The organism is Agathobaculum sp. NTUH-O15-33 (assembly GCF_033193315.1).
Taxonomy (GTDB): Bacteria; Bacillota; Clostridia; order Oscillospirales; family Butyricicoccaceae; genus Agathobaculum; species Agathobaculum faecihominis_A.
In genome coordinates, this window is sequence record NZ_CP136187.1 from 1,316,753 (window position 1) to 1,340,288 (window position 23,536).

22 protein-coding genes and 1 riboswitch are annotated in these 23,536 nt (G+C 54.5%); of the genes, 15 read left to right on the plus strand and 7 right to left on the minus strand.

Translation table 11 applies throughout. From position 1 onward, the window contains the following. Window position 1 precedes the first annotated feature (1 nt). The 7 genes from RWV98_RS06850 to RWV98_RS06880 all read left to right on the plus strand — a co-directional run bounded on the left by RWV98_RS06850 (window position 2) and on the right by RWV98_RS06880 (window position 7,780). On the plus strand, window positions 2-988 hold the full coding sequence (locus RWV98_RS06850; protein ID WP_317864724.1) for an ABC transporter permease: 987 nt from the start codon (window positions 2-4) through the stop codon (window positions 986-988). A 63-nt stretch (window positions 989-1,051) separates the two neighbouring features. Beyond that, on the plus strand, window positions 1,052-2,035 hold the full coding sequence (locus tag RWV98_RS06855) for a sugar ABC transporter substrate-binding protein (protein WP_317864725.1): 984 nt from the start codon (window positions 1,052-1,054) through the stop codon (window positions 2,033-2,035). Between the two features lie 50 nt (window positions 2,036-2,085). Further along, window positions 2,086-3,096 (plus strand): Gfo/Idh/MocA family protein, encoded by a 1,011-nt coding sequence (locus tag RWV98_RS06860; protein ID WP_317864727.1) that lies wholly within the window; start codon window positions 2,086-2,088, stop codon window positions 3,094-3,096. 103 nt (window positions 3,097-3,199) lie between these two features. Beyond that, on the plus strand, window positions 3,200-4,138 hold the full coding sequence (locus RWV98_RS06865) for a sugar phosphate isomerase/epimerase family protein (protein ID WP_280962784.1): 939 nt from the start codon (window positions 3,200-3,202) through the stop codon (window positions 4,136-4,138). A 276-nt stretch (window positions 4,139-4,414) separates the two neighbouring features. Beyond that, entirely contained in the window at window positions 4,415-5,464 is a 1,050-nt protein-coding gene (locus RWV98_RS06870) for a LacI family DNA-binding transcriptional regulator (protein ID WP_317864729.1), read from the plus strand. A 98-nt stretch (window positions 5,465-5,562) separates the two neighbouring features. Next, complete coding sequence (locus RWV98_RS06875; RefSeq protein ID WP_317864731.1) at window positions 5,563-6,621, plus strand: zinc-dependent alcohol dehydrogenase; 1,059 nt, start codon at window positions 5,563-5,565, stop codon at window positions 6,619-6,621. A gap of 1 nt (window position 6,622) precedes the next feature. Further along, on the plus strand, window positions 6,623-7,780 hold the full coding sequence (locus RWV98_RS06880; protein ID WP_317864733.1) for a Gfo/Idh/MocA family protein: 1,158 nt from the start codon (window positions 6,623-6,625) through the stop codon (window positions 7,778-7,780). A 148-nt stretch (window positions 7,781-7,928) separates the two neighbouring features. On the opposite strand, the gene RWV98_RS06885 is transcribed toward RWV98_RS06880, so the two are convergent. Further along, a complete protein-coding gene (locus RWV98_RS06885) occupies window positions 7,929-8,627 on the minus strand; it encodes a DinB family protein (protein ID WP_317864735.1) in 699 nt (232 codons plus the stop codon). Between the two features lie 254 nt (window positions 8,628-8,881). Between RWV98_RS06885 and RWV98_RS06890 the strand changes: the two genes are divergently transcribed. The 3 genes from RWV98_RS06890 (at window position 8,882) to thiT (ending at window position 12,613) form a co-directional block, all read left to right on the plus strand. Further along, entirely contained in the window at window positions 8,882-10,639 is a 1,758-nt protein-coding gene (locus RWV98_RS06890; RefSeq protein WP_317864737.1) for a VanW family protein, read from the plus strand. 33 nt (window positions 10,640-10,672) lie between these two features. Continuing rightward, the gene (locus tag RWV98_RS06895; RefSeq protein WP_317864739.1) at window positions 10,673-11,797 is read left to right on the plus strand and encodes a DUF975 family protein; all 1,125 of its coding nucleotides are present in this window, start codon (window positions 10,673-10,675) and stop codon (window positions 11,795-11,797) included. A gap of 44 nt (window positions 11,798-11,841) precedes the next feature. Next, window positions 11,842-11,935, plus strand: a riboswitch (TPP riboswitch). Between the two features lie 105 nt (window positions 11,936-12,040). Then, window positions 12,041-12,613, plus strand: a complete 573-nt coding sequence (gene thiT, locus RWV98_RS06900; protein ID WP_317864741.1) for an energy-coupled thiamine transporter ThiT — start codon at window positions 12,041-12,043, stop codon at window positions 12,611-12,613. A gap of 57 nt (window positions 12,614-12,670) precedes the next feature. On the opposite strand, the gene RWV98_RS06905 is transcribed toward thiT, so the two are convergent. The 4 genes from RWV98_RS06905 to RWV98_RS06920 all read right to left on the minus strand — a co-directional run bounded on the left by RWV98_RS06905 (window position 12,671) and on the right by RWV98_RS06920 (window position 14,653). Further along, window positions 12,671-12,958, minus strand: a complete 288-nt coding sequence (locus RWV98_RS06905; RefSeq protein ID WP_317864743.1) for a hypothetical protein — start codon at window positions 12,956-12,958, stop codon at window positions 12,671-12,673. Next, a complete protein-coding gene (locus RWV98_RS06910) occupies window positions 12,931-13,857 on the minus strand; it encodes a DUF6179 domain-containing protein (RefSeq protein WP_317864744.1) in 927 nt (308 codons plus the stop codon). Before RWV98_RS06910 ends, RWV98_RS06905 begins: the two co-directional genes overlap by 28 nt. Next, entirely contained in the window at window positions 13,850-14,302 is a 453-nt protein-coding gene (locus tag RWV98_RS06915; protein WP_317864746.1) for a DUF6323 family protein, read from the minus strand. Before RWV98_RS06915 ends, RWV98_RS06910 begins: the two co-directional genes overlap by 8 nt. A 135-nt stretch (window positions 14,303-14,437) precedes the next feature. After that, window positions 14,438-14,653, minus strand: coding sequence for a hypothetical protein (locus tag RWV98_RS06920; protein WP_280962775.1), 216 nt, complete (start codon window positions 14,651-14,653; stop codon window positions 14,438-14,440). A 97-nt stretch (window positions 14,654-14,750) separates the two neighbouring features. Between RWV98_RS06920 and rlmD the strand changes: the two genes are divergently transcribed. Beyond that, on the plus strand, window positions 14,751-16,118 hold the full coding sequence (rlmD, locus tag RWV98_RS06925) for a 23S rRNA (uracil(1939)-C(5))-methyltransferase RlmD (RefSeq protein WP_317864748.1): 1,368 nt from the start codon (window positions 14,751-14,753) through the stop codon (window positions 16,116-16,118). Between the two features lie 219 nt (window positions 16,119-16,337). After that, a complete protein-coding gene (locus RWV98_RS06930; protein WP_317864750.1) occupies window positions 16,338-17,324 on the plus strand; it encodes a DUF4268 domain-containing protein in 987 nt (328 codons plus the stop codon). 102 nt (window positions 17,325-17,426) lie between these two features. Here RWV98_RS06930 and RWV98_RS06935 read toward each other — a convergent pair whose 3' ends face one another. Beyond that, window positions 17,427-17,831 carry a hypothetical protein gene (locus tag RWV98_RS06935; protein ID WP_317864752.1) on the minus strand — a complete coding sequence of 135 codons (405 nt, stop codon included), beginning with the start codon at window positions 17,829-17,831 and terminating at the stop codon, window positions 17,427-17,429. 4 nt (window positions 17,832-17,835) lie between these two features. Continuing rightward, the gene (locus tag RWV98_RS06940; protein ID WP_317864754.1) at window positions 17,836-18,522 is read right to left on the minus strand and encodes a hypothetical protein; all 687 of its coding nucleotides are present in this window, start codon (window positions 18,520-18,522) and stop codon (window positions 17,836-17,838) included. 779 nt (window positions 18,523-19,301) lie between these two features. On the opposite strand from RWV98_RS06940, the gene RWV98_RS06945 reads away from it, so the two are divergent. From RWV98_RS06945 to RWV98_RS06955, 3 genes are read left to right on the plus strand one after another with little or no spacing between them, the layout of a single operon-like run. Continuing rightward, the gene (locus RWV98_RS06945) at window positions 19,302-19,511 is read left to right on the plus strand and encodes an XRE family transcriptional regulator (protein ID WP_317864756.1); all 210 of its coding nucleotides are present in this window, start codon (window positions 19,302-19,304) and stop codon (window positions 19,509-19,511) included. 5 nt (window positions 19,512-19,516) lie between these two features. Then, the gene (locus tag RWV98_RS06950) at window positions 19,517-22,273 is read left to right on the plus strand and encodes a type I restriction-modification system subunit M (RefSeq protein ID WP_317864758.1); all 2,757 of its coding nucleotides are present in this window, start codon (window positions 19,517-19,519) and stop codon (window positions 22,271-22,273) included. Then, complete coding sequence (locus tag RWV98_RS06955) at window positions 22,273-23,535, plus strand: restriction endonuclease subunit S (protein WP_317864760.1); 1,263 nt, start codon at window positions 22,273-22,275, stop codon at window positions 23,533-23,535. The genes RWV98_RS06950 and RWV98_RS06955 overlap by 1 nt, the downstream gene beginning before the upstream one ends. Window position 23,536 lies beyond the last annotated feature (1 nt).

Sequence of the window (23,536 nt, forward strand, 5' to 3'; positions counted from 1 at the left end):
AATGGAAAAGACGAAAAAAGAATTTAACTTCGGTAAGTTTTACGGTAAATACGGCACGTTCCTGCTGTTGGTCGTCATTTTTGTGGCCGCCAGCCTGTTTGTGCCGGACTTCTTCGGCAAGGATAACCTGACCAACATCCTGCGTCAAATCGCGGTGGTGACCATTCTCGGCTTCGGCGTGGAGTTCGTCATCATCCTCGGCCACATCAACGTCGCGCTCGGTTCGGAGATCGCGCTGATCGGCTGCGTGTCCTGTATGGTCATGGTCGCGACGCAGGGCTCCATGGGCGCGGGCCTCGCGCTGGTTGTTTCCATCGTAGCGGCGCTCATCTTGGGCGCGGTCATCGGCGGCATCAACGGCTTTGTCATCACCAAGTTCGATATTCCCGCGTTCATCATGACGCTGGCCGTCACCACGGTGGCGCGCGGTTCCGCGCTGCTCATCACCGGCGGCAAGCCGGTTTCCGGCATGGACGGTATCTTTAAGTCGATCGGCCAAGGCTATCTGGGCCCAATCCCGATCTCGGTCATTATTCTGGTCGTACTGTTTGTCGTGTGCTGGGTCATCCTCAACAAGACCAAGTTCGGCCGCCATCTGTTCGCGGTGGGCGGCAATATCAACGCGGCGGAAGCGTCCGGTATCAAATCCAAGAACGTGGTGCGCAAGGCGTTTTTGATCGACGGCCTGATGGCGGCGATCGCGGGCGTGCTGTTCATGAGCCGCATGGGCACCGGCCAACCCTCCGCGGGCGTTTCCTACGAATTTGACGCGATCACGGCCTGCGTGGTCGGCGGCACGTCGCTGGCGGGCGGCTCGGGCACGATCACCGGCACGCTGATCGGCGCGATCATCGTCGGCATCATCAACAACGCGCAGAACCTTTTGGGCATCAACGCGTACTGGCAGCAGATCGTCAAGGGCCTGATCATCCTGATCGCGGTCATCGTCGACGTGGTGACCAAGCGCGCGGCGGCCAAGGCCAAGTAAAAGAAGTGAGGCGCGGCAAGGCGCTTTGCAATAAACGAAGAGAAAAATAGGAGGAGAAATAACATGATGAACCTAAAAAGACTGGCCGCGCTCGGCATGGTGAGCGCAATGACACTGGGCATGCTGACCGGCTGCGGAGGCGGCGACAGCAAGGGCGGAGACACGGGCGACACCGGCGCTTCCGGCGCGGGCGACAAGTATGTGGTCGGCTACTGCAACGGCGCGGATTCCGACGTATTCATGGTGGCGCGCAAGGACGCTTTGATCGCCAAGGTCGAAGCCGAGGGCGCGAACATCGATCTGGAATTTGCGGACGCCAATCAGGATTCCACCAAGCAGCTCGGCGACGCCGACACCTTTATCGCCAAGGGCGTCGACCTGCTCGTGCTGGTTCCGAACGACGCGGAAGCGATCGTACCCGCGGTGGAAGCCGCGAACGCCGCGAATATCCCGGTCGTATGTCTCGGCATCAAGGCCGCTTCGGGCGATTACATCTACGTGGGCTCTGAAAACTACGACGCGGGCCACATGCAGGGCGAATATCTGGCCACCACGCTGCCGGAGAACGCCAAGGTACTGTATTTGGCGGGCACAGCCGGTATGCAGCACTCGACCGACCGCCGTCAGGGCTTCCAAGACGCGCTGAAGGAAGCGGGCCGCGACGATGTGGAGATTCTTGCCGATCTGGACGGCAACTACGAAATGGCTAAGGCCATGCAGATCACCGAGGACTGGATTCAGAAGTACCCGCAGTTTGACGCGATCGTGGCCGCGAACGACCAGATGGCGCTGGGCGCAGTTGAAGCGCTCAAGGGCGCGAACCGTCTGGAAGGCGTACAGGTGACCGGCGTGGACGGCCTTGCGGAAGCTTATACGGCCATTCAGGCGGGCGAAATGGTACAGACGATCCTACAGGACGCGCCCGGTCAGGCGGAGGCCGCCTACGGCGTTATGACCAAGCTGATGGCGGGCGAGGACCCGGGCAAGGAAGTGCTGGTTCCGTTCCAGTCCGTCACGGCGGACAACGTGGCCGAGTACGCGGGCTAAACGCGGAAGGGGCGGAACAGACCCGCCCCAACGAATAGGAGGAAGGTATCATGGCGAAAGAACTGAAAATCGGTATCGTCGGCACCGGCGCGATCGGACGCACCCATATTGAACGCATCAACAACAAGCTGTCCGGCGGCAAGGTCGTTGCCTGCGCGGATCAGAACGCGGATTTCTGCAAGTCGGTCGCGGAAAAGTACGGCCTCAAGGCCTTTGAGACCGGCGAGGAAATGATCGCGTCGCCCGAGGTGGAGGCGGTCATCGTCACTACGCTCGACCCGTTCCACGCGGAATATGTGCTCGCGGCGATCGCGGCGGGCAAGCCGGTGTTCTGCGAAAAGCCGCTGGCTCCCGAAGCGGAGACCTGCAAAAAGATCGTAGACGCCGAAATGGCTTCGGGCAAGCATTTGGTGCAGGTAGGCTTTATGCGCCGCTACGACGCGGGCTATAAGCAGCTGAAAGAAGCGATCAGGTCCCGCAAATACGGCGAGCCGCTCATGCTGCACTGCGCGCACCGCAACCCGGGCGTGGATACCAACTACGACACGCCCATGGAAGTGGAAAACTCGATGATCCACGAGATCGACGTGCTGCGCTGGCTGCTCGGCGAGGATTACGCCACCGCCGAGGTCGTGTTCCCGAAAAAGACCCGCAAGGCGCATGAAAACCTACAGGACCCGCAGATCATGATCTTGACGACCAAGTCCGGCGTGCGTATCGATGTGGAGGCGTTTGTCTGCACCGGGCACTGCTACCAGATCAAATGCGAGGTTTGCTGTGAGGACGCGATCCTCAACCTGCCCGAATCCCCGACGATCAACGTCTGCGCGGAGGCGCATGTCGGCCACGATATCGACGCCGATTGGTCGACCCGCTTCGCCGACGCGTATGATACGGAATTTCAGGAGTGGATCAATTCCACCAAGGAAGGCCGCGTGGACGGCCCGACCGCTTGGGACGGCTATGCCGGTCAGGTGGCCGCCGCAGCCGCGTCCAAGGCGCGTGACACGCAAAGCGTTGTGGAGATCGTATACGATCCCATGCCGGCGTTCTATCAATAAGCTCATATCATTTCATTTTCTTCTTTCTTCTTCTCTGGCGGGCGCGGGTGCGCCCGCCAGAAGGCGGTGAGGGCAACTTTTAGATATAAGGAGAGCATTCCATATGAAATTAGCAATTTGCACGGACGTATTCGCGGACCTGTCCTTCACGGACATGCTGGACAAGGTAAAAAGCCTAGGACTAGACGCGGTGGAAATGACCGCGGGCGGCTGGGGGGCGCGCAAGCATATTGACACCGCCGCGCTGCTGGCGGACGAGGGCAAGCGCAAGGACCTGCTGGCCGAGCTGGACAAGCGGGGCATGCGCATTTCCGCGCTGAACACCTCCTGCAACCCGACTTGGCCGAGCGAGACCGGCAAGGAATACGCCAAAAGCATGTACGACTGCGCCGCACTCGCGGGCAAGCTGGGCGTGAAAAAGCTGGTGGCCATGGCGGGCCTGCCCGCGGGCGCGCCCGGCGATACCACGCCCAACTGGATCACCTCGACGGTTTCGTGGCCGGACTTTATGGCCCCGGCCTATGAATACCAGTGGAAGGTGACCATCGAGTTCTGGAAGGAATTTGCGGCGCATTGTGAAAAGTGCGGCGTGGAGCAGATCGCGATCGAGGAGTTCCCGGGCACGATGGTATGGAGCGCTTCGACGCTTTTGAAGCTGCGCGAGGCGGTGGGGCCGATGATCGGCATCAACCTCGACCCGTCGCACATGATGGTGCTGGGCGCGGACCCGATCGCGGCGGCGCGAAAGCTCGCGGGCTGCATCTACCACGTGCACGGCAAGGACGCGCGCATCGAGCGCGGTCTGGCGGATGTGGACGGCATTTTGGAGCCCCGCCCGGTCACCGATTCGGCGGAGCGCGTGTGGAACTATGTGGCCGTCGGCTGCGGCAAGGACCTACAGTGGTGGAAGGAGTTCTTCTCGGTAGTCCACATGATGGGCTACGACGGCGACGTATCCCTCGAAATGGAGGACCTGACCATGTCCACCGAGGCGGGCGTCCTTACCTCCATCGACGCGCTGAAGCAGACCGTCAGCAAATAAGAAATCCTATGATAATGGGGCCGCCGAAGCGCTTCGGCGGCCCTCTTTTTCGCATGAAGGCCAAATGAAAAGATGGAAAAATACGCACATATATACCGATATAAAAATAGTGGTGACGTTCCCATTTTAAAAAAATGATATAAATATGTGAATATTGTTAACAAAGTTCGCGCGGCAAGATTGTGAGAAATATGCATTGCGAAGCAGCGGCAGGCCGCTTATAATAAGGCTATCGAAAGAAGAAAATTTGGCTTGCGGAAATGAGGTCGGCCGGTGATGCGTCCCACGATCAAGACAATAGCAGACGAGGCCGGAACCTCCAAATCCACGGTGGACCGCGCGCTGAAAGGGCAGTCCGGCGTCAAGCCCGAACTGCGCGAGCGCATCCTTCGCATCGCGGAGGAGAGCGGGTACCGCACCAACGCGGCCGGCCGGGCGCTGCGCAGGCAGCGTTCGCCCATGCGGATCGCGGTGGTTTTTCGGTGGCGCGTGTTTGAACAGCAGATTCGCGAGGGGCTGGAAGCGGCGCAGAGCGAATTCTACGATCTGGGCATCCGGTTGGAATTTTACGATATGCACACGGGCGAGTACGAGGAGCAGTACCGCCTATTGCGGCAGCTCGCGGCGAGCGGCGTGCGCGGCGTGGTGCTCAAGCCGGTGCTGCATCCCCGCATCATCGAAGCGGTCAACCTGCTCGAAGCAAAGGGCATACCGGTCATCACGGTCAGCTCGGATTTGCCGCAGTCCAAACGCTTTTGCTTTATTGGACAAAACTACTTTCAGGCGGGCCGCGTGGCGGGCAGCCTGATGCACACGGCGCTGGGCGGGCGCGGAAACGTAACGGTCTTTCAGGAAAGCGCCCAGTACCACGCCTATACCGAACGGCTAAAGGGCTTTCAGAAAGCGCTGGAGCAAAAGGGCGGCTCGGTCGCGGTGCGGCAGGTGGGCTGCATCGGCGAGGGCGACCCGCAGAACTACGGGCAGGCGCTCGCCTATTTCCAAAGCGCGGAAAAAAACGACGGCGTGTTTTGCACGGGCATCAGCTATCCGCAGATCGCGCAGGCGGCGCTTGACAGCGGCCGCGCGCACATCGCCTTGATCGGCTGCGATATTTTTGAGGAGACCATCGAACTGTGCCGTAAGGACGCGGTCGATTTTGTAATCACCCAAAACCCGTTCCGAGAGGGCTATGAAAGCATCAAGGCGCTGTATCAATACCTGCTCAGCGGCGACAGGCCGCCGGAGCCGACGTTTTATACGCCGCTGAACATAGCGAACAAGGAAAGCCTTGAAAATCTGGACCCACAGATGAGAAACCGGATATGATTTTTTTGCGCCCAATATGGGAACGTTCCCGTCTTTTGCGTGTCAATAGTAATCGGCATTCGCCGGACGGGGCTTTTGAAAAGAAAGGGTGATAGACCATGGATAAGAAAACAATGCAGGCGGCGGTATTCGAGGGCGGCGGCGTGATCCGCGTGCGGGAGATACCGATCCCCCGGATCGAGGCGGCGGACGATGTGCTGCTGCGCGTGGAAGCGGCGAGCATCTGCGGCAGCGACCTGCACATTTTGAAGGTGCCGCAGGGACAGCGGGGCGACCCGGGCACGACGATGGGGCATGAATTCGCGGCCACGGTGGCGGCGGTCGGCAGCGGTGTGCAAAACGTTGCGCCGGGCGACCGCGTGGTGGTGGAGCCGAACATCCGCTGCGGCGTGTGTCCCGCATGCAGAAGCGGCCATGAAAACCTGTGCCGCAACGCGCAAAACATCGGCCAGTGGAAAAACGGCGGGTTCGCGGAATACTGCGTGGTACCGGCAAGGCAGCTGCATCCGATCCCGCCGGAGCTGCCCGCCAAACTGGCCGCGCTGGCCGAGCCGCTGGCCTGCGTGCTGAACGGGGTGCGGCGCATCCGTCCGCTGCCGTTCGAGCGCGTGGCGCTGTTTGGCGCGGGGGCGATCGGCCTTATCTTTCTGCGGGTGCTGAAGGTTTGCGGCGTGCGCCATGTGGCGGTATGCGAAACCATGGAGAGCCGCCGCCGGGACGCGGCGCGCTGCGGCGCGGACGCGGTGATCGACCCGGCGAAGGAACCGCTGGCCGAGGCGCTCGGCGCGTGCTGGGGCGAGCCGGCCGATATTGCGATCGACGCGGTCGGCGCGGGGCCCGTGCTCGCGCAGGCGATCGATGGGATGAAATGCGGCGGCCGCATTCTGGTGTTTGGACAGGACGGCACGCAGCGGTCGTCCATCCGCCCGGCGGACATCAACATCAAGGAGCTGACCATTACGGCGACGCTGAGCACGCTGCACAGCTTCCCGCCCGCGATCGAGCTGCTGCAAGACCCGGCGCTCCAGCTCGACCGGCTGATCACGCACGAGCTGCCGCTGGACGAAATAGAAACGGGCATTGCGCTGATGCGCGCGCGCGAGGCGGTCAAAATCGTGCTGTACCCGCGCGGCGCGGACGGACAGAGGAGGGCGTAACATGGAAAAAAAACTGCGTTTTGGCATGGTGGGCGGCGGCAACGGCGGCAACATTGGTAACAGCCACCGCCGCGGCGCCGGAATCGACGGACTGGCGGTGCTTTCCGCCGGGTGCTTTACCCGCGACCCGGAGCGCAACCGCGCGGACGGCGAATTTTGGGGCGTGCCGCCCGACCGGATTTACAGCTCCTACGAGGAGATGGCCGAAGCCGAGGCAAAGCGGCCGGATGGGATCGACTTTGTCAGCATCGTCACGCCCAATAAGACGCACTACGGCGTGACTAAGTGCTTTTTGGAGCATGGCATCAGCGTGGTTTGCGAAAAGCCGTTCACGCTTTGCGTCCGCGAAGCGGAGGAGCTGCGCGATTTGGCCGAGAAAAACGGCCTTGCGGTCTGCGTGCCCTATACCTACGCGCACTATCCCATCATGCGGGAATGCAAACGGCTGATCGAAGCGGGGGAGATCGGCAGGATCACCGATATTGTGGCGGAATACCCGCAGGATTGGATGATTCTAGGGTTAAACAGCGGGGAAAAGAACTTCACGAGCTGGATCGGCGACCCCGCGGTCTCGGGAAACTCCAATGTGACGGCCGGTATGGGCGTGCACCTATACTATTTGATCCGCTCCATGACCGGCCTGCGGCTGGACCGCGTGCTGGCCGATTTCAGCTATTATCCGGAAGGCGCGCCGCTTGAAACAACCGCCCGCGTGCTGCTGCGCTGCGCGGACGGCACGGGCGGGCTGCTGTGGACCTCGAACACGGCGATCGGGCACGATTGTACGATCGAACTCAAGATCATGGGGGACAAGGGCACGGTCGAGTGGTCGCACGACGATCCGACCCACCTGCGGCTGTCCAAGCTGGGGGGAACGGTACAGATCTTGGCCGCGGGGCGCGATTACTTGGGCGCGGACAGCAGGGCGGCTTCCCGCCTGCCCGCCGGTCATCCGGAAGGGTTTTACGAGGCGTTCGCCAACCTGTACCGGGCGTTCTGCCAGCACCTGCTGGATCGGAAAAACGGCGTTTGCGAGTCGGACGACCGCTATTTCTACCCGCGCGCGCAGGACGGCGTGGACGGCGTGCGCTTTGTGCAGGCCTGCGTCGAAAGCTGCCGCGGGGGAAACGTCTGGGTGCGGCTGGACGAGGTGCAATGACGGGGCGGTAGCGAACGGCCCGGCGCGCAGGACGAAAACAAACGATAAAAACCCGGCGCCCCTCTTGGCTTTCGCCAGAAGGGACGCCGGGTTTTCTCGCTATACCGCACTGTCGGCGCTATGGTTCCGGAAAGCAAGCGGCGGCGCGCTACCCGGCGAACGCGGGCGCGCCGGTTTTGACAAATTCCTTGATCGCTAGGCTGTCCGGCAGGTGCATCATGTGGTGGCGGGTGAGGGGCAGCAGAATCAGCCCGGCCACCGTATGCTTGCCCCAGAAAGCCTTGAGCCATATCGAGTTTTTGCACGCCAGCAGGCCGCCCTCGCCGTCAAGCCGATCCAAAGCGGCGGGCGCGGGCTTTCGTTTCAGGTCGTCGGGGGTCAAGCTTTTTAAAAGGGCGCGCGTTTGGCGGCCCACCGCGTCGCGGTACGCGATCAGCGCGCGCTTATCGACCCGCTTGCTGAGATCGATGATCTGCGCGTCCGTCATGGCGTTGCCGGTGTCCTTGACGGCGACGCCCAGCCGGTCCAGCCATGCGTCGTTTAAAACTTGGTCTTGCTCCGCGATCAAAAGATTGCCCACCAGATCTTCGATTCTGGCGATGTGCCACAGATGCCACGCGATGGTCTCATCTTTTTTCGTGGGCATCACGCTGTACGCCTCGTCGGGCAGACCGTCCAATATATCGTCGCAGAACGTGGGGCGGCCGCTGCCGGATACCGTGCCGGTGTGCGTGACCGCGTGTATGGAAAGCGCCAGCTCCATCGCCTCCTCAAAGGCTTTGGAGGATTTGACCAGCCTGCGCAATTTGTCAATTTGGGGTTTGTAGTCGCTCTCTATATCAAACATTTCACGCGTCTCCTTTTTTATAGTCAGTATAACTGCTTTGCGCGCTTTTTTCAATGCGGCATTAAGTTTTGGATTTTACACCCCGGCGGCAAAGCTTTAACCGTTTTGTTGTTGCATCAAAGAGGCGAATCGTCTATAATAAGCACGGACTATCCGGTCGAAAAATGGCGAACAGATATATGGCCGTTTGGGATACGTGTATTGTTTTTGTGAAATTGCGCATATATAGAGACAGCGAAAAAAGGAGACCTCTGATGTTTGGCAGCAACGATAAGCAACCAAAGAAGGGAGCGCACATCGTGCAGAAGCAGGATAAAGCGCCAAAGTCCGCGAAGGGCAAAAGCCGCGCGCCGCTGGCCGCCGCGATAGCGGGCGGCGTGTTTGCGCTGCTCGTTTTGCTGCTGTGCGGGTTCACCTATCTGTACCCGAATGTGTTCCCCGGCGTTACCGTGGGGTCGATCCCCGTGGGCGGCATGAACCGAACCGAGGCGCTGGAAGAGATTGAGGAAAAAAGCGAGCCGCTTTATAAAAACGCCGCGGTATCCGTTACCATTTATGAAAAGACCTATGATATCCCCGTGACCGACGTGCTCGAAGGCATTGACGCGAAGGGCTCGGTGGAGAACGCCATGGCGGTCGGCCGCACGGGCAACCCGTTTGCGCGCATGTGGCAGGTCGTTTCGGCTGTTTTCGGTCAGGGCGAGGCGCAGCTTGCCGCCACGGTGGATGAAGAGGGCCTGCAAAAAACGCTGGCCGATATCGGCGCCGAAGCGCTGACCGACCCGGTCGAGCCCACTTGGGACATCGGCGAGGACACCATGACCATCCACGCGGGCAAGCCCGGCGTGAAGTTCGACAGCGCGGTGGTCGAGAAGGCGCTCGCGGGCAAGATCCGGCTGATGGATTTTGAACCCTACGCGGTCGACACCACGCTGACCGAGACCCCGCAGATCGATCTGGATAAGATCGGCGAGGCCGTGATCGGCGAAGCCGTGAGCGCCACGGTCGATAAGAAGGACGGCAAGACCATTGTGCCCGAAAAGCCCGGCGTGCAATTCGATATGGAAGAGGCAAAAAAGATCGTGGGCGACGGCTCGGCCGAAAGCTATCAAATTCCGATTAAAAAGACCCCGGCCAAGGTCACGGCGGCGGATTTGAAGGAAAAGCTGTTCCGCGATACGCTCGCGCAAACCTCCACCTATCTGGACGAGGGCAACACCCAGCGCACCAACAACGTGCGCCTCGCCTCCAAGGCGATCAACGGCACGATCCTAAACCCCGGCGATGAATTTTCCTACAACGGCGTCGTCGGCGAGCGCACCGAGGCGCGCGGCTACAAGCCCGCGCACGCCTATGTAAACGGACAGATCGTGGATGAATTCGGCGGCGGCGTGTGCCAGCCGTCCTCCACCCTGTATATGGCCGTGCTCCGCGCCGATTTGGCGGTTACGGAGCGCACCAACCACAGCTTCACCGTGGCCTACACGCCGCTGGGCGAGGACGCGACGGTGGACTTTGGCAATCTCGATTTCCGCTTTAAAAACAGCACCGATTATCCGATCAAGATCTTGGCCCAGCAGACGGACGGCCAGATGATCATGACGCTGGTCGGCACCAAGGTGAGCGATAAATCGGTCAAGACCCGCACCGAGGTGCTCGCGACCTACGCGCCGAGCACGGTGGAAAAGAAGGATAATTCCATGACGGTGGGCCAGACGCGGCTGGATCAGAGCGGTATCACCGGCTATTCCACCCGCACCTACAAGGTCGTGACCGAAAACGGCAAAACCACCGAAGTGCTGGCCAACAATTCGAGCTACCAGAAGCGGGATAAGATCGTTTATGTCGGCACCATCCAGCCCACGCCGCCCAAGACCGAAACGCCTAAAACGGATACGCCCGATCCCGAAGCGCCCAAGAGCGAGGGCGAGGGCGCGGAATCCGGCGGGCAAGCGCCCGCGGAGGGCGCCGGCGAAGGGGACGGCGGCGAGGGCGCGCAACCGGCGGCCTGATCGGGCCGCCGCAAAATGAAGGGGGAAAACAAGATGGGTAATTTCGCAGAGATACGAAAGCAAGTCAAGGCAAGGAGCAAGGAGCAGGTGACCGAGCACCTCGGCCGCTGCATCGGCGTCAACGTGCTGTTCGCGCTGCCGCTGATCCTGATCCTGATCATTTGGATGTTCATTGTATTCGCGCCGCTGCTCCGGCTCAGCTTCATGGGGGCGGCGCCGTCGCCCGCGCAGGTGAGCGGCGCGCTGGTCAATCTATACGGCAGCTATTTTCTGCTGATCGCGCTGATGTTCTTTGTCGCGGGCCCGCTGACCTACGGCATGCAGAAGTTTTACATAGGCCTGTCGCGCGGGGAGGAGCCCGGCGTTTCGATTCTGTTCCGGCCCTTTACCTCGCTGCGCTCCTACTGGACCGGCGTGAAAATGAGCGCCTGTCTGGCGCTGCGCGGCTGGCTGTGGATGCTGGCGCCCACGGTGATCTATACGGTCGTTCTGGTCGCCGCCACTATTTCCGAGGCAATGCGCCAGTCGCAGATGTACGGACGGGGCTATGGCTTTGATACCACCGGCGGTTCGGGCGCGGGCGCGGTCATGCTCGTGGCCACCATTTTGTTCATTATCGCCGTCCTGATTCTTTCGGTCAAGGTCGGCACCTATATGGCGGGCTATGCGCTGGTGCACGAGGATGAGCGGCGCGGCGTTTGGGCCGCCACGCGCGAGGGCAGCCGCGCGTTCAAGGGCAACCTGTTCCAGCTGTTTGTTTTCTATCTCAGCTTCATCGGCTGGTACCTGCTGTTTTTCGCACTGTATATTGTGTGCGCCCTGCTGAACGCTATGGGCGGCAGCCTGCTGATCTCCGCGCTCTCCGTGATCGCGCTGCTTTGCATCTGCTTGGTGCTGGGCACCTTCATCGGCGCTTACACGACGACTTCGTTCTACGGCCTGTATCAGGCGATCGCGCCCGCCATGCCGCGCGGCCCGGTCGATGTGTTCGGCGTGCCGATCGAGAACGCCGCCCCGGCGGCGGCCCCGCAGCCCGCGCCGCTGCCGACGCCCGAACCCGCGCCCGCCCCGGAGCCTGTGGCCGGTCCCGAACCCGCGCCCGCGCCGGAGGACCAGAGCGGTGCGGACGGCGGCGACGCGCCCACGCCCGAAGCGTGATTTGGACGCTTGACTTCGCTTGCCTCCTCTGCTATACTAAAGGCACGACAAGACAGGGGTGCCGCCACCGGCGGCTGAGAAATACCCTATGAACCTGATCCGGGTCATGCCGGCGGAGGGAGTCCAAATAAACAGCAAGGCGCGTTTCATTTTTGCGCTGCGTCAGCTTTTTTGAACGCCCCCGGCCGCATGGCCGGGGGCGTTTTTCCGTCTTGCGGTCAATCGAAGGGGAGGAATATAGAAATGACTGAAACAAAAAGCATGAGCCATATCCACGTGCTCGTCGAGTGCGCGCTGATGGTGGCGCTCGGCACGGTGCTGATGATGGTAACGCTCTTCAAAGCGCCCAACGGCGGCTCGGTCACCTTGCTGAGCATGCTGCCGTTCGTGCTGGTATCGTTCCGGCACGGCACGAAATGGGGGCTGCTCACCGGCTTTGCCTGCGCGCTGATGCAGATGCTCACCGGCTGGGCCACGCCGCTTTCCGGCACCGTTCTGGCCTATTTCGGCATGATTATGCTGGACTATGTGCTCGCGTTCACGCTGCTGGGCACGGCAAACGTGTTTGCAAAGCCGTTTAAAAACCGCATGCTCGGCATCGGCGTGGGCACGGCGGCCGTGTGTCTGATCCGCTTCTGCTGCTCGTTCGTCTCCGGCTTTCTGATCTGGGACAGCCTAGCGCTGAGCGGCTGGGGCGCGGTGACGTTTTCGTTTAGCTATAACATCGCCTACATGCTGCCCGAAACCATTCTGACCACGGTGGCGGCGGTCATCCTGTATAAGGTCGCGCCCCGCCTGTTTGGGAGCGAAGCATAACACCACGCGTCAATCATGACAGGGGTGCGACGAAACGCGTTTCGTCGCACCCTCTTTTTATCGCCGTAAATGGTGCAGCAAATACCGGCGCAGGCGGCGCTCCCAGCCGGTTTCGGAGGTCCAGCCATCCGGTTTTCGCTGCACCGCTTGCAGCAGCGCCAGACAGGCGTGCGGGCCGTACCAGTCGAACAATGCGTCGCATTCCTCGCCCCAAAAGCAAAGGTTCAGCACCTCGGTCAGATCGCGCAGCGCGTGCACCGAACGGGTGACAAGCGCCGCCTTGTCGCTCAAAAAGCGGCATTCGCCAAGCGCCGCGATCAGTGCGCGCAGCGCTTCGTCCGGCATGGGGGCGCCGTCCACCCAGACCGGCGAAAGCTTTGGCGCGTCACACAGGGGGAGGGGAACACGCCGTCCAGCCGCCCCGCGGAAAGCGCGGCGTTTATGCGCGGCGCGAGCGCCAAAGCGGCGCGCCGCAGATAGGCGCGGTCCTCGGGTTCGTTCAGCGCATAGCGGTCGGCCAGCGTATCCGCCGCCGCTGCAAGGGCATGGTTCAGCGCGCCGCCGTCATGGGCGGTAAAGCGGCGCAGCAACGCCGCGCGCCCCTCGGCCGTCACATGAAGCGGCGCGGGGTCCTCGTGCAGCAGGGTCAAAGCCAGCGCGGCCGCCGCGACCGGTTCGTATAGGTTCAGCGACATGGCGTCCGGGTCGGGGCCGCAGCCGGCGAGCAGGGCCTCGGTCTCCGACGCGCCGAATAAGCGCAGCAAACGGTTTTCCAGCGCCATGCGGCGCAGGTATTCCTTGAGGTAGCAAATCCCCTGTATTTGTTCCTCCACCGCCCACGCGAGGGGATAATCGATATCCGCGGGCACCACATGCGCGAAAAACAAACGATCGTACCGCTTGCGATAGCCGGTCATGCTGGCGAGCGTGTCGTGGTACGCCTGATTGGTGCGGGGCGGCGGCGTTTCCGCGAGACCGCGGAGCAGCCGGTCGCAGTCCTCCATCAAAAGCGCGAGCGCATGCTGTCCGGCGGCCAGCCGCGCGGCCGCGCCGCCCGCATTCCCGCCAAGGGAAAGGGTAAAGACAATGGAACGCAGCAGTTCTTCCGCGACCTCGACGGGGACCGAGCTGCTGTCTCCGGCGGTATAGAGCACGGTCTGCCGGGCAAGCAGCGCAAACAGCTCGGCCTGCGTCGCCTGTTCCGGCTCCGGCGGCAGGGAAGCGGGAAGCGGCCGTTCATTCATCCGCGTCCTCCCATTCTCCCGTGCGCATGGCGCGGCACAGCTCTTCCAGCGAGGTGCCCGCCAGATATTCGAGCGAGCCCTCGCACACCCCGTCGAAATATTTTTTCATCAGGTCGATCAGATCGTCGTCCGGGATGCGGTCGGCGGATTCGTTTTTGAAATAATAGAAGCAGTCCTGCAACTGAAACAGGGTGTCCGCGAAATCGTGGCGGTTCAGATACGGCGAATCGCAAAACGTCTTGGCGATCTGCGGCAGCACGCCCCCGCCCAACTCCACGCGCCCGGTGCTGCGCAGCGCCTCAAAGCGGCGCTCGGCCAGCTCCGCGATTTCCGCTTCGGAAAGGGCGAGGCCGTAGGCCGCGGTCACCTCGTTCGCCGCGCGCAGCTGCGCGCACAGTTGCTGCTTCCCGGCTGAAAGCAGGGTCATAGCAAAGGATGGTTCCATTTTCATCGCCTCCTTCAGACAGTTTACAGCGGCGCCGGAAGCAGTACAAGACTTGAAAATTTGCCGGTTTTGTGGTATAGTGATAACAGAAAAAATCCCTTTGACCGCCGGTTAGGCGCGGTCAAAGGGATTTTTTTAGTATTTTTCGCAATAGCCCTCGCCGCCGTTCGACAGCGACTTGAGCGTTTCTGAGATGCGCTCGTCCGGCGGGTCGCCGATCGCGGCGTGATCTATCAGGTTTTCGCGCTGCTCCCGCGTCAGCTCAAAAAACCGGTCCATGGCGCGTGTGTTATGGCCCATTTCCTCTAAAAACGAAAAGGGAATATCGCCGGAAACCTCTTTTTTATCCATGCTGCAAGCCTCCTTTCGATTGCAGTATGCGCAGTGCACATGATATAATACAAAGATAGGAAACTAAAGATAGGAAGCCAAAAGGAGCCCGAAACAGATGGAGCTTGTGAAAAATAAAATTTATCGCGCGCAGATCATGGATTATACGGCGGATGGCGCCGGTGTGGCCAAGGTGGACGGCGTGGCCGTATTCGTGCCCCGCGCCGCCGTTGGCGACCAGTGCGATATCCGCATCACCAAGGTGGGGAAGAGCGTGGCGTTCGGCCGCATCGAAGAGATCGTTGTGCCGTCCAAGCACCGCATCGCGCCCCTGTGCCCGGTGGCCGCGCAGTGCGGCGGCTGCTGCTACCAGCACATCACCTACGAAGAGGAAAAGCGCGCCAAGGAGAAAAAGGTGCGGGACGCGCTTGTCCGCATCGGCGGGCAGGACGGCGCGAAGCTCATCGGCATCGTGGGCGCGCCGGAAACCGCGCACTACCGGAATAAGGCCCAATACCCGGTCGGCCTGAACGCGGCGGGCCGGGTCGTGACCGGCTTTTACCGCCCGCGCAGCCACGATATCGTGCCCGTGGAAAAATGCCTTATCCAGTCCGAAACAGCAGACCGCGCCGCCGCCGTGGTGCGCGATTGGATGAATCAAAATCAGGTGCCGCCCTATGATTACGGAAAAAAACGGGGCACGGTGCGCCACATCTATGTCCGCGTGGGCGAGGCGAGCGGCGAATGCCAGCTAACGCTCATCTCCGCCACGCGCAAGCTGCCCGCGCTCGACGCGCTGGTCGATTCGCTGCGGGCCGCGCTGCCGTCCCTCACGGGCGTGCTGCTTAACCATAACCAGCGGGACGATAACGTGATCCTCGGCGACCGCACCGACGTGCTCTGGGGCGAGCCGCTGCTGGAGGACCGGCTGTGCGGGCACTCGTTCCTGCTTTCGCCGGCGGCGTTTTATCAGGTCAACCACGCGCAAGCGGAAAAGCTGTATGAATGCGCCTTGGATTTCGCCGGCCTGACCGGCAGCGAGACCGCGGTGGAGCTGTACTGCGGCGCGGGCACCATTACGCTGTCGCTGGCCGAGCGGGCTTTGCGCGTCATCGCGGTCGAAATCGTGCCCGAAGCGGTGGAAAACGCCCGGCAGAACGCCGCGCGAAACGGCGTTACCAACGTGGAATTTATTTGCGCGGACGCGGGACAGGCCGCCGCCATGTTCGCGGGGCGCGGCGAAACGCCCGATGTGCTCGTCGTCGACCCGCCCCGGAAAGGGCTGGACGAAGCCACGCGCGACGCCATCCTGCGCATGCTCCCGCCCCGCGTCGTCTACGTCTCCTGCGACCCCGCCACCCTCGCCCGCGACGTAAAAGAACTCACAAACGCCGGCTACACCCTAGAAAAAGCCCAAGCCTACGACCTGTTTCCGAGGACGAGCCACGTTGAGTGCGTTTGTTTAATGACGAGAAAAGACAAGTAAAAGTGCTGGAAAAGCCGATGAAATGGGCATTCTTCGGAAGTTGGCTTTCAGCGCAAGTGAGCAGGAAATTTGGGAAATAGGGCGAGGTTTCAATGATGCCTTGATGAGATTTTGAAATCTGCCCTATGACTTATTATTCGATATTGGCTTGGTGAGTGCTTAGGACTGCTGGCATAGTGCGAGTGTATAGTGCTATTGACAGCAATCGGAGACACTGAAATGCAAGCCAAATGGCTGATGCATGGAGTTGATGTCAAAATGGACAGGGAGGGATTTAGAGTGATAAATTTAGGGCAGCTTAAAGAGATAAAGGATTTAAGAAAAGTGTGGCCGCACGAAGCATTGGATTTCACACCGTGGCTTGCAGAGGAGGATAATCTTTCTCTGCTGTCAGATGCTGTGGGATTGGAGATTACCGTGGACGAAACGGAATCAAGTGTCGGCGATTTTAATGTGGATATTTATGCGACTGAGACTGGGACGGACAGAAAGATTATTATTGAAAATCAACTGGAAGATACCAACCATGACCATCTTGGCAAGTTGATTACATATGCATCAGGGAAAGCAGCGGATATTGTGATTTGGGTTGTAAAGCGCGCTCGTGAAGAGCACAGGGCGGCAATCGAATGGCTGAACAACCATACGGATGAAAATATTGCATTTTTCCTTTTGGAGGTTAAGTTATTTCAAATCGGCGATTCAGATATTGCTGTAAAATTTGAAGTCATTGAGAAACCCAATGACTGGGCGAAGGAAATTAAGCGTCAAACAAGCAGTTCTCCCACATTGCAGGCGAGATATGATTATTGGGCTGCCTTTAACGAATATGCTTTTCATAATGCGGCGTTTGCTAAGGCCTTTAGCAGAAGAAAAGCCAGCACTGACCATTGGATGACTTTAAGTGTTGGTTCTTCTGCCTGTCATATTGATTTGCTGCAAGTGAGGAAGGACAACAACATTACCGTTGAATGGTATATCACTGACGATAAGGAACTTTATCAGAAATTTTATTCCCACAAGGCGGACATTGAATCGGACATGGGAATGGCACTGGATTGGAGAGAATTGCCGGATAAAAAGGCAAGCAGGATTTTGGTAATTCATGAGGCGGATTTTGACAATAAGGATAAATGGCCAGAGCAGTTTGAATGGGCGATGGATGCTGCGATGAAGATGAAAAAGGCGTTTAAGAAGTATTTGTAGAGTATCATTCAGACAGAATATAAAAAATTAGAGAATTAAAGGAGCGCCAACCAATAGGGTGTACGCTCCTTTACTGTCTTGGTTGGACTGTCTAAATGGTATTTAGATGCCACCCTCGATATCCACTTCAAATTTGTCATAAATAAAGTCAAGCAGTTCCGCTGCTGTAGGGGTATCTCCGGCTTTTCTTATACGTTCCCAATATCGCTTGTATTCAGAAGCCAGCCCCTCTGCAATATATTTATCAAAAATTTTAGACAGGTCATTTTCTGCCATGCCGCAGCGTGCAGCCATATGCTGTAGGACGGTCTTTCCATCAAATCTTAATCCCTGCATATATGACTTGCTGTATGCCAGCCGGACTGACCTGAGGGCATTTTCTTTAATCCGCTTTACCTTGTCAGTGGTTATTTTTTCAGTTTTGGCTACTTTTGTGTATTTTCTTAAGTAATAGCATTTCAGAAGAATATTGAATTGCTCTTGGGTTAAAGGTGCATAATTTTTCATGAGCCTATACCACTTCCATATCTGACGGTATTATATCCAGAAGAAGCTGGAACATCTGCCTGCTAGTTTCAATGTCACGATAGGTTAGTTTGTAGAGTAATTCATCCGTAAATCCCTGTGCAAACAAAGCGGAAGCTGGTGCAATAATAAACCGCTGCTTTATCCGGTGATTTAATTCCTCCAGCATTGATTCGCCAGCTATATGAGAAATCTGGTCATAAACTTCCTGCACCCGTATGATGTCCACCGAGCCGCCAATGTTAGTCACCTGCTCTTTTACAAACTTTTCTGTGGAATCCGCCATTGCTCCGTCTGCCAAAAAGAGAAGCAGTATGGAAAGATTAGTGTAGCGTTCTTGGAAAATCAGTTTGTCTGTATACCGTTCGTAAAGTTCTTTGATTCGTGGGTAGAGCGGATGCTCATGCTGTGGTTCTGTTCCATCCAGAACGTGAAACAGCAGGCCTTGCAGTTCGCCTCCTGTTCGGAAACCCTCATCTGCAGTTTCAAAGGCAAGTTGGTCACCACTCATACCTTCAAAAATCATGGAGAGGTAGTGATCCAGCAAATACCCTTGTTTGCCAAGCCGCAGACGAATCTGCTTTGCCAGTTTAAAAATTGACAGCAGAGAGTCTTCGGTGACTCCGCTGTCTGGACAGCTGAAGAAGCTGTCTGTGTGATGAAAAATGTTCATGTTATCCCGACCTTTCATTTATGGGGTCGGGTATTTCCCGTATCTTCAAAAGCGCATGCAAAGGCGGAGGATGGAATCCTCTTTTCCCATGCACGCGCTGTTAATTGCTTATTGTGCAGCTGAGACAAATGCGATATAATAGCCTTGTCGTGGTGCCGCTTTTGCGGTTGTGCTGGGTGGCTCAATCACCTTAGTGCAGGACTGGTGTGGTGCAAACACATCAGTCTGCCATGACGTTTTTTATTGTCGGGGAAACCCCGCCGCTGTTATATAAACTCTAAAAAGACGGGTTGTCAAGTCCTAGTTTACTATGTGGGAAGGTGAATTTTAAAATTTGGAAAAAGGAGGAGGCAGTTGCGTGATTGATACAAGGATTAAAGGCTGAAAGTGGCTTAGAATAAGGCTTTCTGTGAATGATCGAGGATATCGGTCTTGCTTTTTTGCCCGGAACAAGAAAATGGCTGCACCCAGAATGCCGAAAACGGTCGGAATTTGCATACCTATTAACGATTGCCGAGGGGGATAGTAACAAAGTTGAATCCTATAACAACTGTACGATTCTAAAATATATTCGGATAAAATAGTTGAGAAGTATTCAACTATTATCAGACATATGGTGTCTAAAATAAAAGGTATTATACAATAATAATTACGTTATAAATAACTTTTATGTTATAAAAAATAATCTAATTAGTATTGTAAAACAAAGAAATTTGCGATATACTGTGAATAGACTATATCGTCATATAAACACCTTTTTGGTGAAAAGGAGGACGCTCATGATATTAAACAATGTCGAAAAGGACATTAAAATGAAATGTTTAGAAAATGACATGACTCAAGTAGACCTTACTCAAAAAATAGGCACTACGGGGCAGTATGTAAATAAAATCGTAAAAAAGAACCATGATGTTTTAAATAAGACCTTTGTGCAAATGATGGAAGGTTTGGGATACGACATACAAATATGCTATGTAAAGAGAGGATAAATAATATGAATAAACAGCAACTAGCTTCAACAATATGGGAATCCGCAAACCAAATGAGGTCTAAAATTGAGGCAAATGAGTACAAGGATTTTATTCTTGGTTTTATCTTCTATAAATACTTGTCAGAAAAAGAAGTGGCATTATTTAAAAAAGAAAACCTAAAAGACGAAGACATAAAAAAGTTAAATGAAAAGGATGAGAAATATGCTGCTCATGTAAGAGAAAAATTGGGCTATTTTATCTCTTATGACAACCTTTTTTCGACGTGGCTTGAAAAAGGCAATGACTTTGATATATCGAATGTACGTGATGCCTTGGCATCTTTTGAACTAAACATTGACAGTGTATATAAAAAGCTGTTTGAAAATATCTTCAAAACACTGCAGACGGGTCTGTCTAAGCTTGGCGAAACAGCGCAGGCACAAACTAAAGCTGTAAGAGGCCTGCTCAAATTGATCCGCAAAATTCCTATGGACGGAAAACAAGACTATGATGTTCTTGGCTTTATTTATGAAGATCTAATAAGCAAGTTTGCATCTAACGCAGGAAAAAAAGCTGGCGAATTTTACACACCTCATGAGGTGTCTGTTTTAATGTCGGAAATTATTGCAGAACACTTGCAAGACAGAGAGCAAATCAAGATATATGACCCTACCTCGGGGTCGGGGTCGCTCCTAATCAACATCGGTAATTCTATTGCGAAATACATAGAGGGTGAAAATAAAATAGATTATTACGCTCAGGAACTTAAGGAAAATACCTACAACCTCACACGAATGAATCTAGTTATGCGTGGTATCAATCCTGCCAATATTAACGTGCGAAATGGCGATACACTGGAAGAAGATTGGCCGTTTTTCGAGGATTCCGACAAAGACAAGACTTATCACCTGATTCGTGTGGACGCTGTGGTTTCCAATCCGCCGTATTCTCAAAAATGGGATTCAACTGAAAAAGAGCATGACCCACGGTATAAAAATTACGGTGTTGCTCCAAAAGGTAAGGCCGATTATGCGTTCTTGTTACATGAACTATACCATCTCGAGGATGATGGCATTATGACCATTGTTCTTCCCCATGGCGTTCTTTTTAGAGGCGGTGACGAGGGCAAAATTAGAACAAATCTAATTGAAAAGAACAACATTGACGCCATCATCGGTTTGCCTTCCAACATTTTCTTTGGAACTGGTATACCTACTATAATCATGGTTTTGAAACGTAATCGTCCAACCTCTGACGTTCTCATTATTGATGCTTCTAAGGGATTTGAGAAAGCTGGCAAGAACAACAAACTAAGATCCTGCGATATTAAGAAAATTGTCGACACGCTTAAAAGCAGAGCTACAATAGACAAATATTCAGCAGTTGTTACAAAGAAAACTATTAGCGACAATGATTACAACTTGAACATTCCTCGTTATGTTAACTCTTTAGAGCCTGCAGAAAGTTGGGATATTCATGCAACTATGTTTGGCGGAATTCCAGTAAAAGAAGTAGACCAATTGGCTTCATATTGGGATGCTTTCCCTAATTTAAAAGAAGATATTTTCACTAGTATTTCTGATGAATATTTAGAAATGGCCCATGAGGACATTAAGTCCGCTATTATGAATCATGCTTCGCTCGAATACTACAAAAGGATTTTCTCAAGAGAATTTGATGGGTTCTATGCGTCACTAAAAGCAGATTTAATTGATGGGATTTTAGATGTAAGTGCTGAGCAACAAAAAGACATTGTTAGCAATGATATATTTGCAAGGATAGAAAACGTGAAGCTTACCGACAAATATAAAGCATTCCAAATATTGTCCGATAATTGGGATGTTATTTCTGCTGATTTAGAAATGCTACAGTCTGAGGGGTTTGAAGTAATTAATCAAGTTGACCCCAATATGGTAATGAAAAAGAAAGAAGCCAATGACGATGAAGTTCCAGAGGTTCAGGAAGGTTGGCGAGGACATATTTTGCCGTTTGATTTGGTCCAGAAAGAGATGTTAACAGCAGATTTAGCAGAGTTAAAAGCAATAGAAAAGAGACTATCTGAAATCACTGCACTATATGTAGAAATTATGGAAGCTTTTGATATGGAAGAAAAAGAAAGCGGTGTTTTAAACGATACAAAGGACGCTTTTGTGGCAAAAGAGGTAAGAAACTTTATATCAGAAGCAATTAACGATTATAAAAACCCTGAAATTAAAGCCTTACGAGAATATCTCAAGCTAACTAAGAAAAATGAAAAACTTGCATATATCATTAGTTGTAAAAAAGTTGACTGGGATTTGATGGAGAAGGGTGCAGATGGCACTTATAAGAAAACAACGGTTAATACTAGAATTAGCGAATTGCAACGAAAGTATGCTTTACCAGACGGTTCTTTTGAACAAAAGATAATGACGGTTTTATCCCTTATAGAGGAAGAAAGCCAAGCAAAACGAGTGTTAAAACAAAAATCAGATGCACTGCATCTCAAGACAAAAGATACCATTGAGAATTTGAGCGAAGAAGAATCGTTATACCTACTGGAGCAAAAATGGATAAAACCATTGGTGGATTCACTGTTTGCTATACCAGATGAAATTATTGAAGAGCTGATTAGTAAGGTGTGTCATTTGCACGAGAAATATTGCACTACTTTTTCGGATATCGAAACCCAAATAGAAAAAACAAGCACAGCGTTAGGTGGCATGATTGATGAATTAGTAGGCAGCGATTACGACATCAAAGGTTTAGCAGAACTAAAGAACATTTTGGGGGTGGAATGATGTCAACACAAGCAAAAAAACCTGAAATTCGATTTGCAGGCTTTAAAGATGAATGGGCAAAGAAGAAATTTGATGATGTGTTTGATATGCTTTCGAATAACACCCTTTCAAGAGATGCCCTAAATTCAGAGACTGGCGCTGCAAAAAACATTCATTATGGTGATGTTCTTACAAAGTTTGGAGAATACATTGACGTCAGTATTGAGAAACTACCTTTCATCAGTGACCCAGCTATCGCAACAAAGTTCATCAGGTCTCATCTAAAAGAAGGGGATATTGTAATAACAGATACTGCCGAGGACGAAACCGTTGGAAAATGCACTGAAGTGATTAGTGTTGAAGAAATGCCGATTATCGCAGGACTCCATACTATGCCTTGTCGTCCGAAAGAAAAATATGCACCAAAATACATGGGGTACTACCTTAACTCACATAAATACCACAACAACCTTTTTCAGCTTATGCAGGGCGTGAAAGTAACATCTATCTCTAGAACTGGTGTAAAAGAAACCGAGGTAATTCTATCGACAGATTTTGACGAGCAAGAAAAAATTGGTGAACACCTATCTTCTTTAGATAATATGATTGCTTTAGAAACAGCGAAGTATGAAAAGCTGGTAATTGTAAAAAAGGCAATGTTTGAGAAAATGTTTCCTAAAGAAGGATGCGATGTGCCAGAGATTCGTTTTACAGGATTTACTGAAGCTTGGGAACAGCGTAAGTTCTCGGATATAACATTTCTATCGGGTGAAAAGAACAAAGAAAACCTGCCGTTGGAAAGTTATTCCATAACAAGTGAACACGGATTTGTACCACAAGATGAGAAGTTTGAGAATGGCGGTACTATGCGTGAAGCGGACAAAAGAATGTATTATATTGTCAGCCCGAATTCGTTTGCATATAATCCGGCAAGAATAAATGTTGGTTCTATTGGATACCAAAAAACCTCTAAAAATATAATAGTCAGCTCGCTTTATGAAGTTTTCAAAACAACAGATGATATAGATGACCACCTTCTGTGGCACTGGTTTAAGTCACCTGATTTTCAGAAGCTTATAGTACAATTACAAGAAGGTGGAGTGCGCCTTTACTTCTACTATGACAAGCTTTGTATGGGAGAAGTGGCATTGCCCAAAATTGAAGAACAACGCAAGATTGGGCAGTTCCTTGACAACCTAGACAACCTTATCACCCTTCATCAACGCAAGCTTGAAAAACTAAAAAACATCAAGTCCGCTTGTATGGAAAAAATGTTTGTATAGG

Coding starts and splice junctions, on each gene's coding strand:
- RWV98_RS06890 (WP_317864737.1), top strand. CDS start 8,882: ATGTTTGGCAGCAACGATAAGCAACCAAAGAAGGGAGCGCACATCGTG.
- RWV98_RS06935 (WP_317864752.1), bottom strand. CDS start 17,831: ATGAAAAATTATGCACCTTTAACCCAAGAGCAATTCAATATTCTTCTG.
- RWV98_RS06920 (WP_280962775.1), bottom strand. CDS start 14,653: ATGGATAAAAAAGAGGTTTCCGGCGATATTCCCTTTTCGTTTTTAGAG.
- RWV98_RS06850 (WP_317864724.1), top strand. CDS start 2: ATGGAAAAGACGAAAAAAGAATTTAACTTCGGTAAGTTTTACGGTAAA.
- RWV98_RS06865 (WP_280962784.1), top strand. CDS start 3,200: ATGAAATTAGCAATTTGCACGGACGTATTCGCGGACCTGTCCTTCACG.
- RWV98_RS06870 (WP_317864729.1), top strand. CDS start 4,415: ATGCGTCCCACGATCAAGACAATAGCAGACGAGGCCGGAACCTCCAAA.
- RWV98_RS06860 (WP_317864727.1), top strand. CDS start 2,086: ATGGCGAAAGAACTGAAAATCGGTATCGTCGGCACCGGCGCGATCGGA.
- RWV98_RS06895 (WP_317864739.1), top strand. CDS start 10,673: ATGGGTAATTTCGCAGAGATACGAAAGCAAGTCAAGGCAAGGAGCAAG.
- RWV98_RS06855 (WP_317864725.1), top strand. CDS start 1,052: ATGATGAACCTAAAAAGACTGGCCGCGCTCGGCATGGTGAGCGCAATG.
- RWV98_RS06875 (WP_317864731.1), top strand. CDS start 5,563: ATGGATAAGAAAACAATGCAGGCGGCGGTATTCGAGGGCGGCGGCGTG.
- RWV98_RS06930 (WP_317864750.1), top strand. CDS start 16,338: ATGCAAGCCAAATGGCTGATGCATGGAGTTGATGTCAAAATGGACAGG.
- RWV98_RS06940 (WP_317864754.1), bottom strand. CDS start 18,522: ATGAACATTTTTCATCACACAGACAGCTTCTTCAGCTGTCCAGACAGC.
- RWV98_RS06885 (WP_317864735.1), bottom strand. CDS start 8,627: ATGTTTGATATAGAGAGCGACTACAAACCCCAAATTGACAAATTGCGC.
- RWV98_RS06905 (WP_317864743.1), bottom strand. CDS start 12,958: ATGCCGGACGAAGCGCTGCGCGCACTGATCGCGGCGCTTGGCGAATGC.
- RWV98_RS06955 (WP_317864760.1), top strand. CDS start 22,273: ATGTCAACACAAGCAAAAAAACCTGAAATTCGATTTGCAGGCTTTAAA.
- RWV98_RS06880 (WP_317864733.1), top strand. CDS start 6,623: ATGGAAAAAAAACTGCGTTTTGGCATGGTGGGCGGCGGCAACGGCGGC.
- rlmD (WP_317864748.1), top strand. CDS start 14,751: ATGGAGCTTGTGAAAAATAAAATTTATCGCGCGCAGATCATGGATTAT.
- thiT (WP_317864741.1), top strand. CDS start 12,041: ATGACTGAAACAAAAAGCATGAGCCATATCCACGTGCTCGTCGAGTGC.
- RWV98_RS06945 (WP_317864756.1), top strand. CDS start 19,302: ATGATATTAAACAATGTCGAAAAGGACATTAAAATGAAATGTTTAGAA.
- RWV98_RS06910 (WP_317864744.1), bottom strand. CDS start 13,857: ATGAATGAACGGCCGCTTCCCGCTTCCCTGCCGCCGGAGCCGGAACAG.
- RWV98_RS06950 (WP_317864758.1), top strand. CDS start 19,517: ATGAATAAACAGCAACTAGCTTCAACAATATGGGAATCCGCAAACCAA.
- RWV98_RS06915 (WP_317864746.1), bottom strand. CDS start 14,302: ATGGAACCATCCTTTGCTATGACCCTGCTTTCAGCCGGGAAGCAGCAA.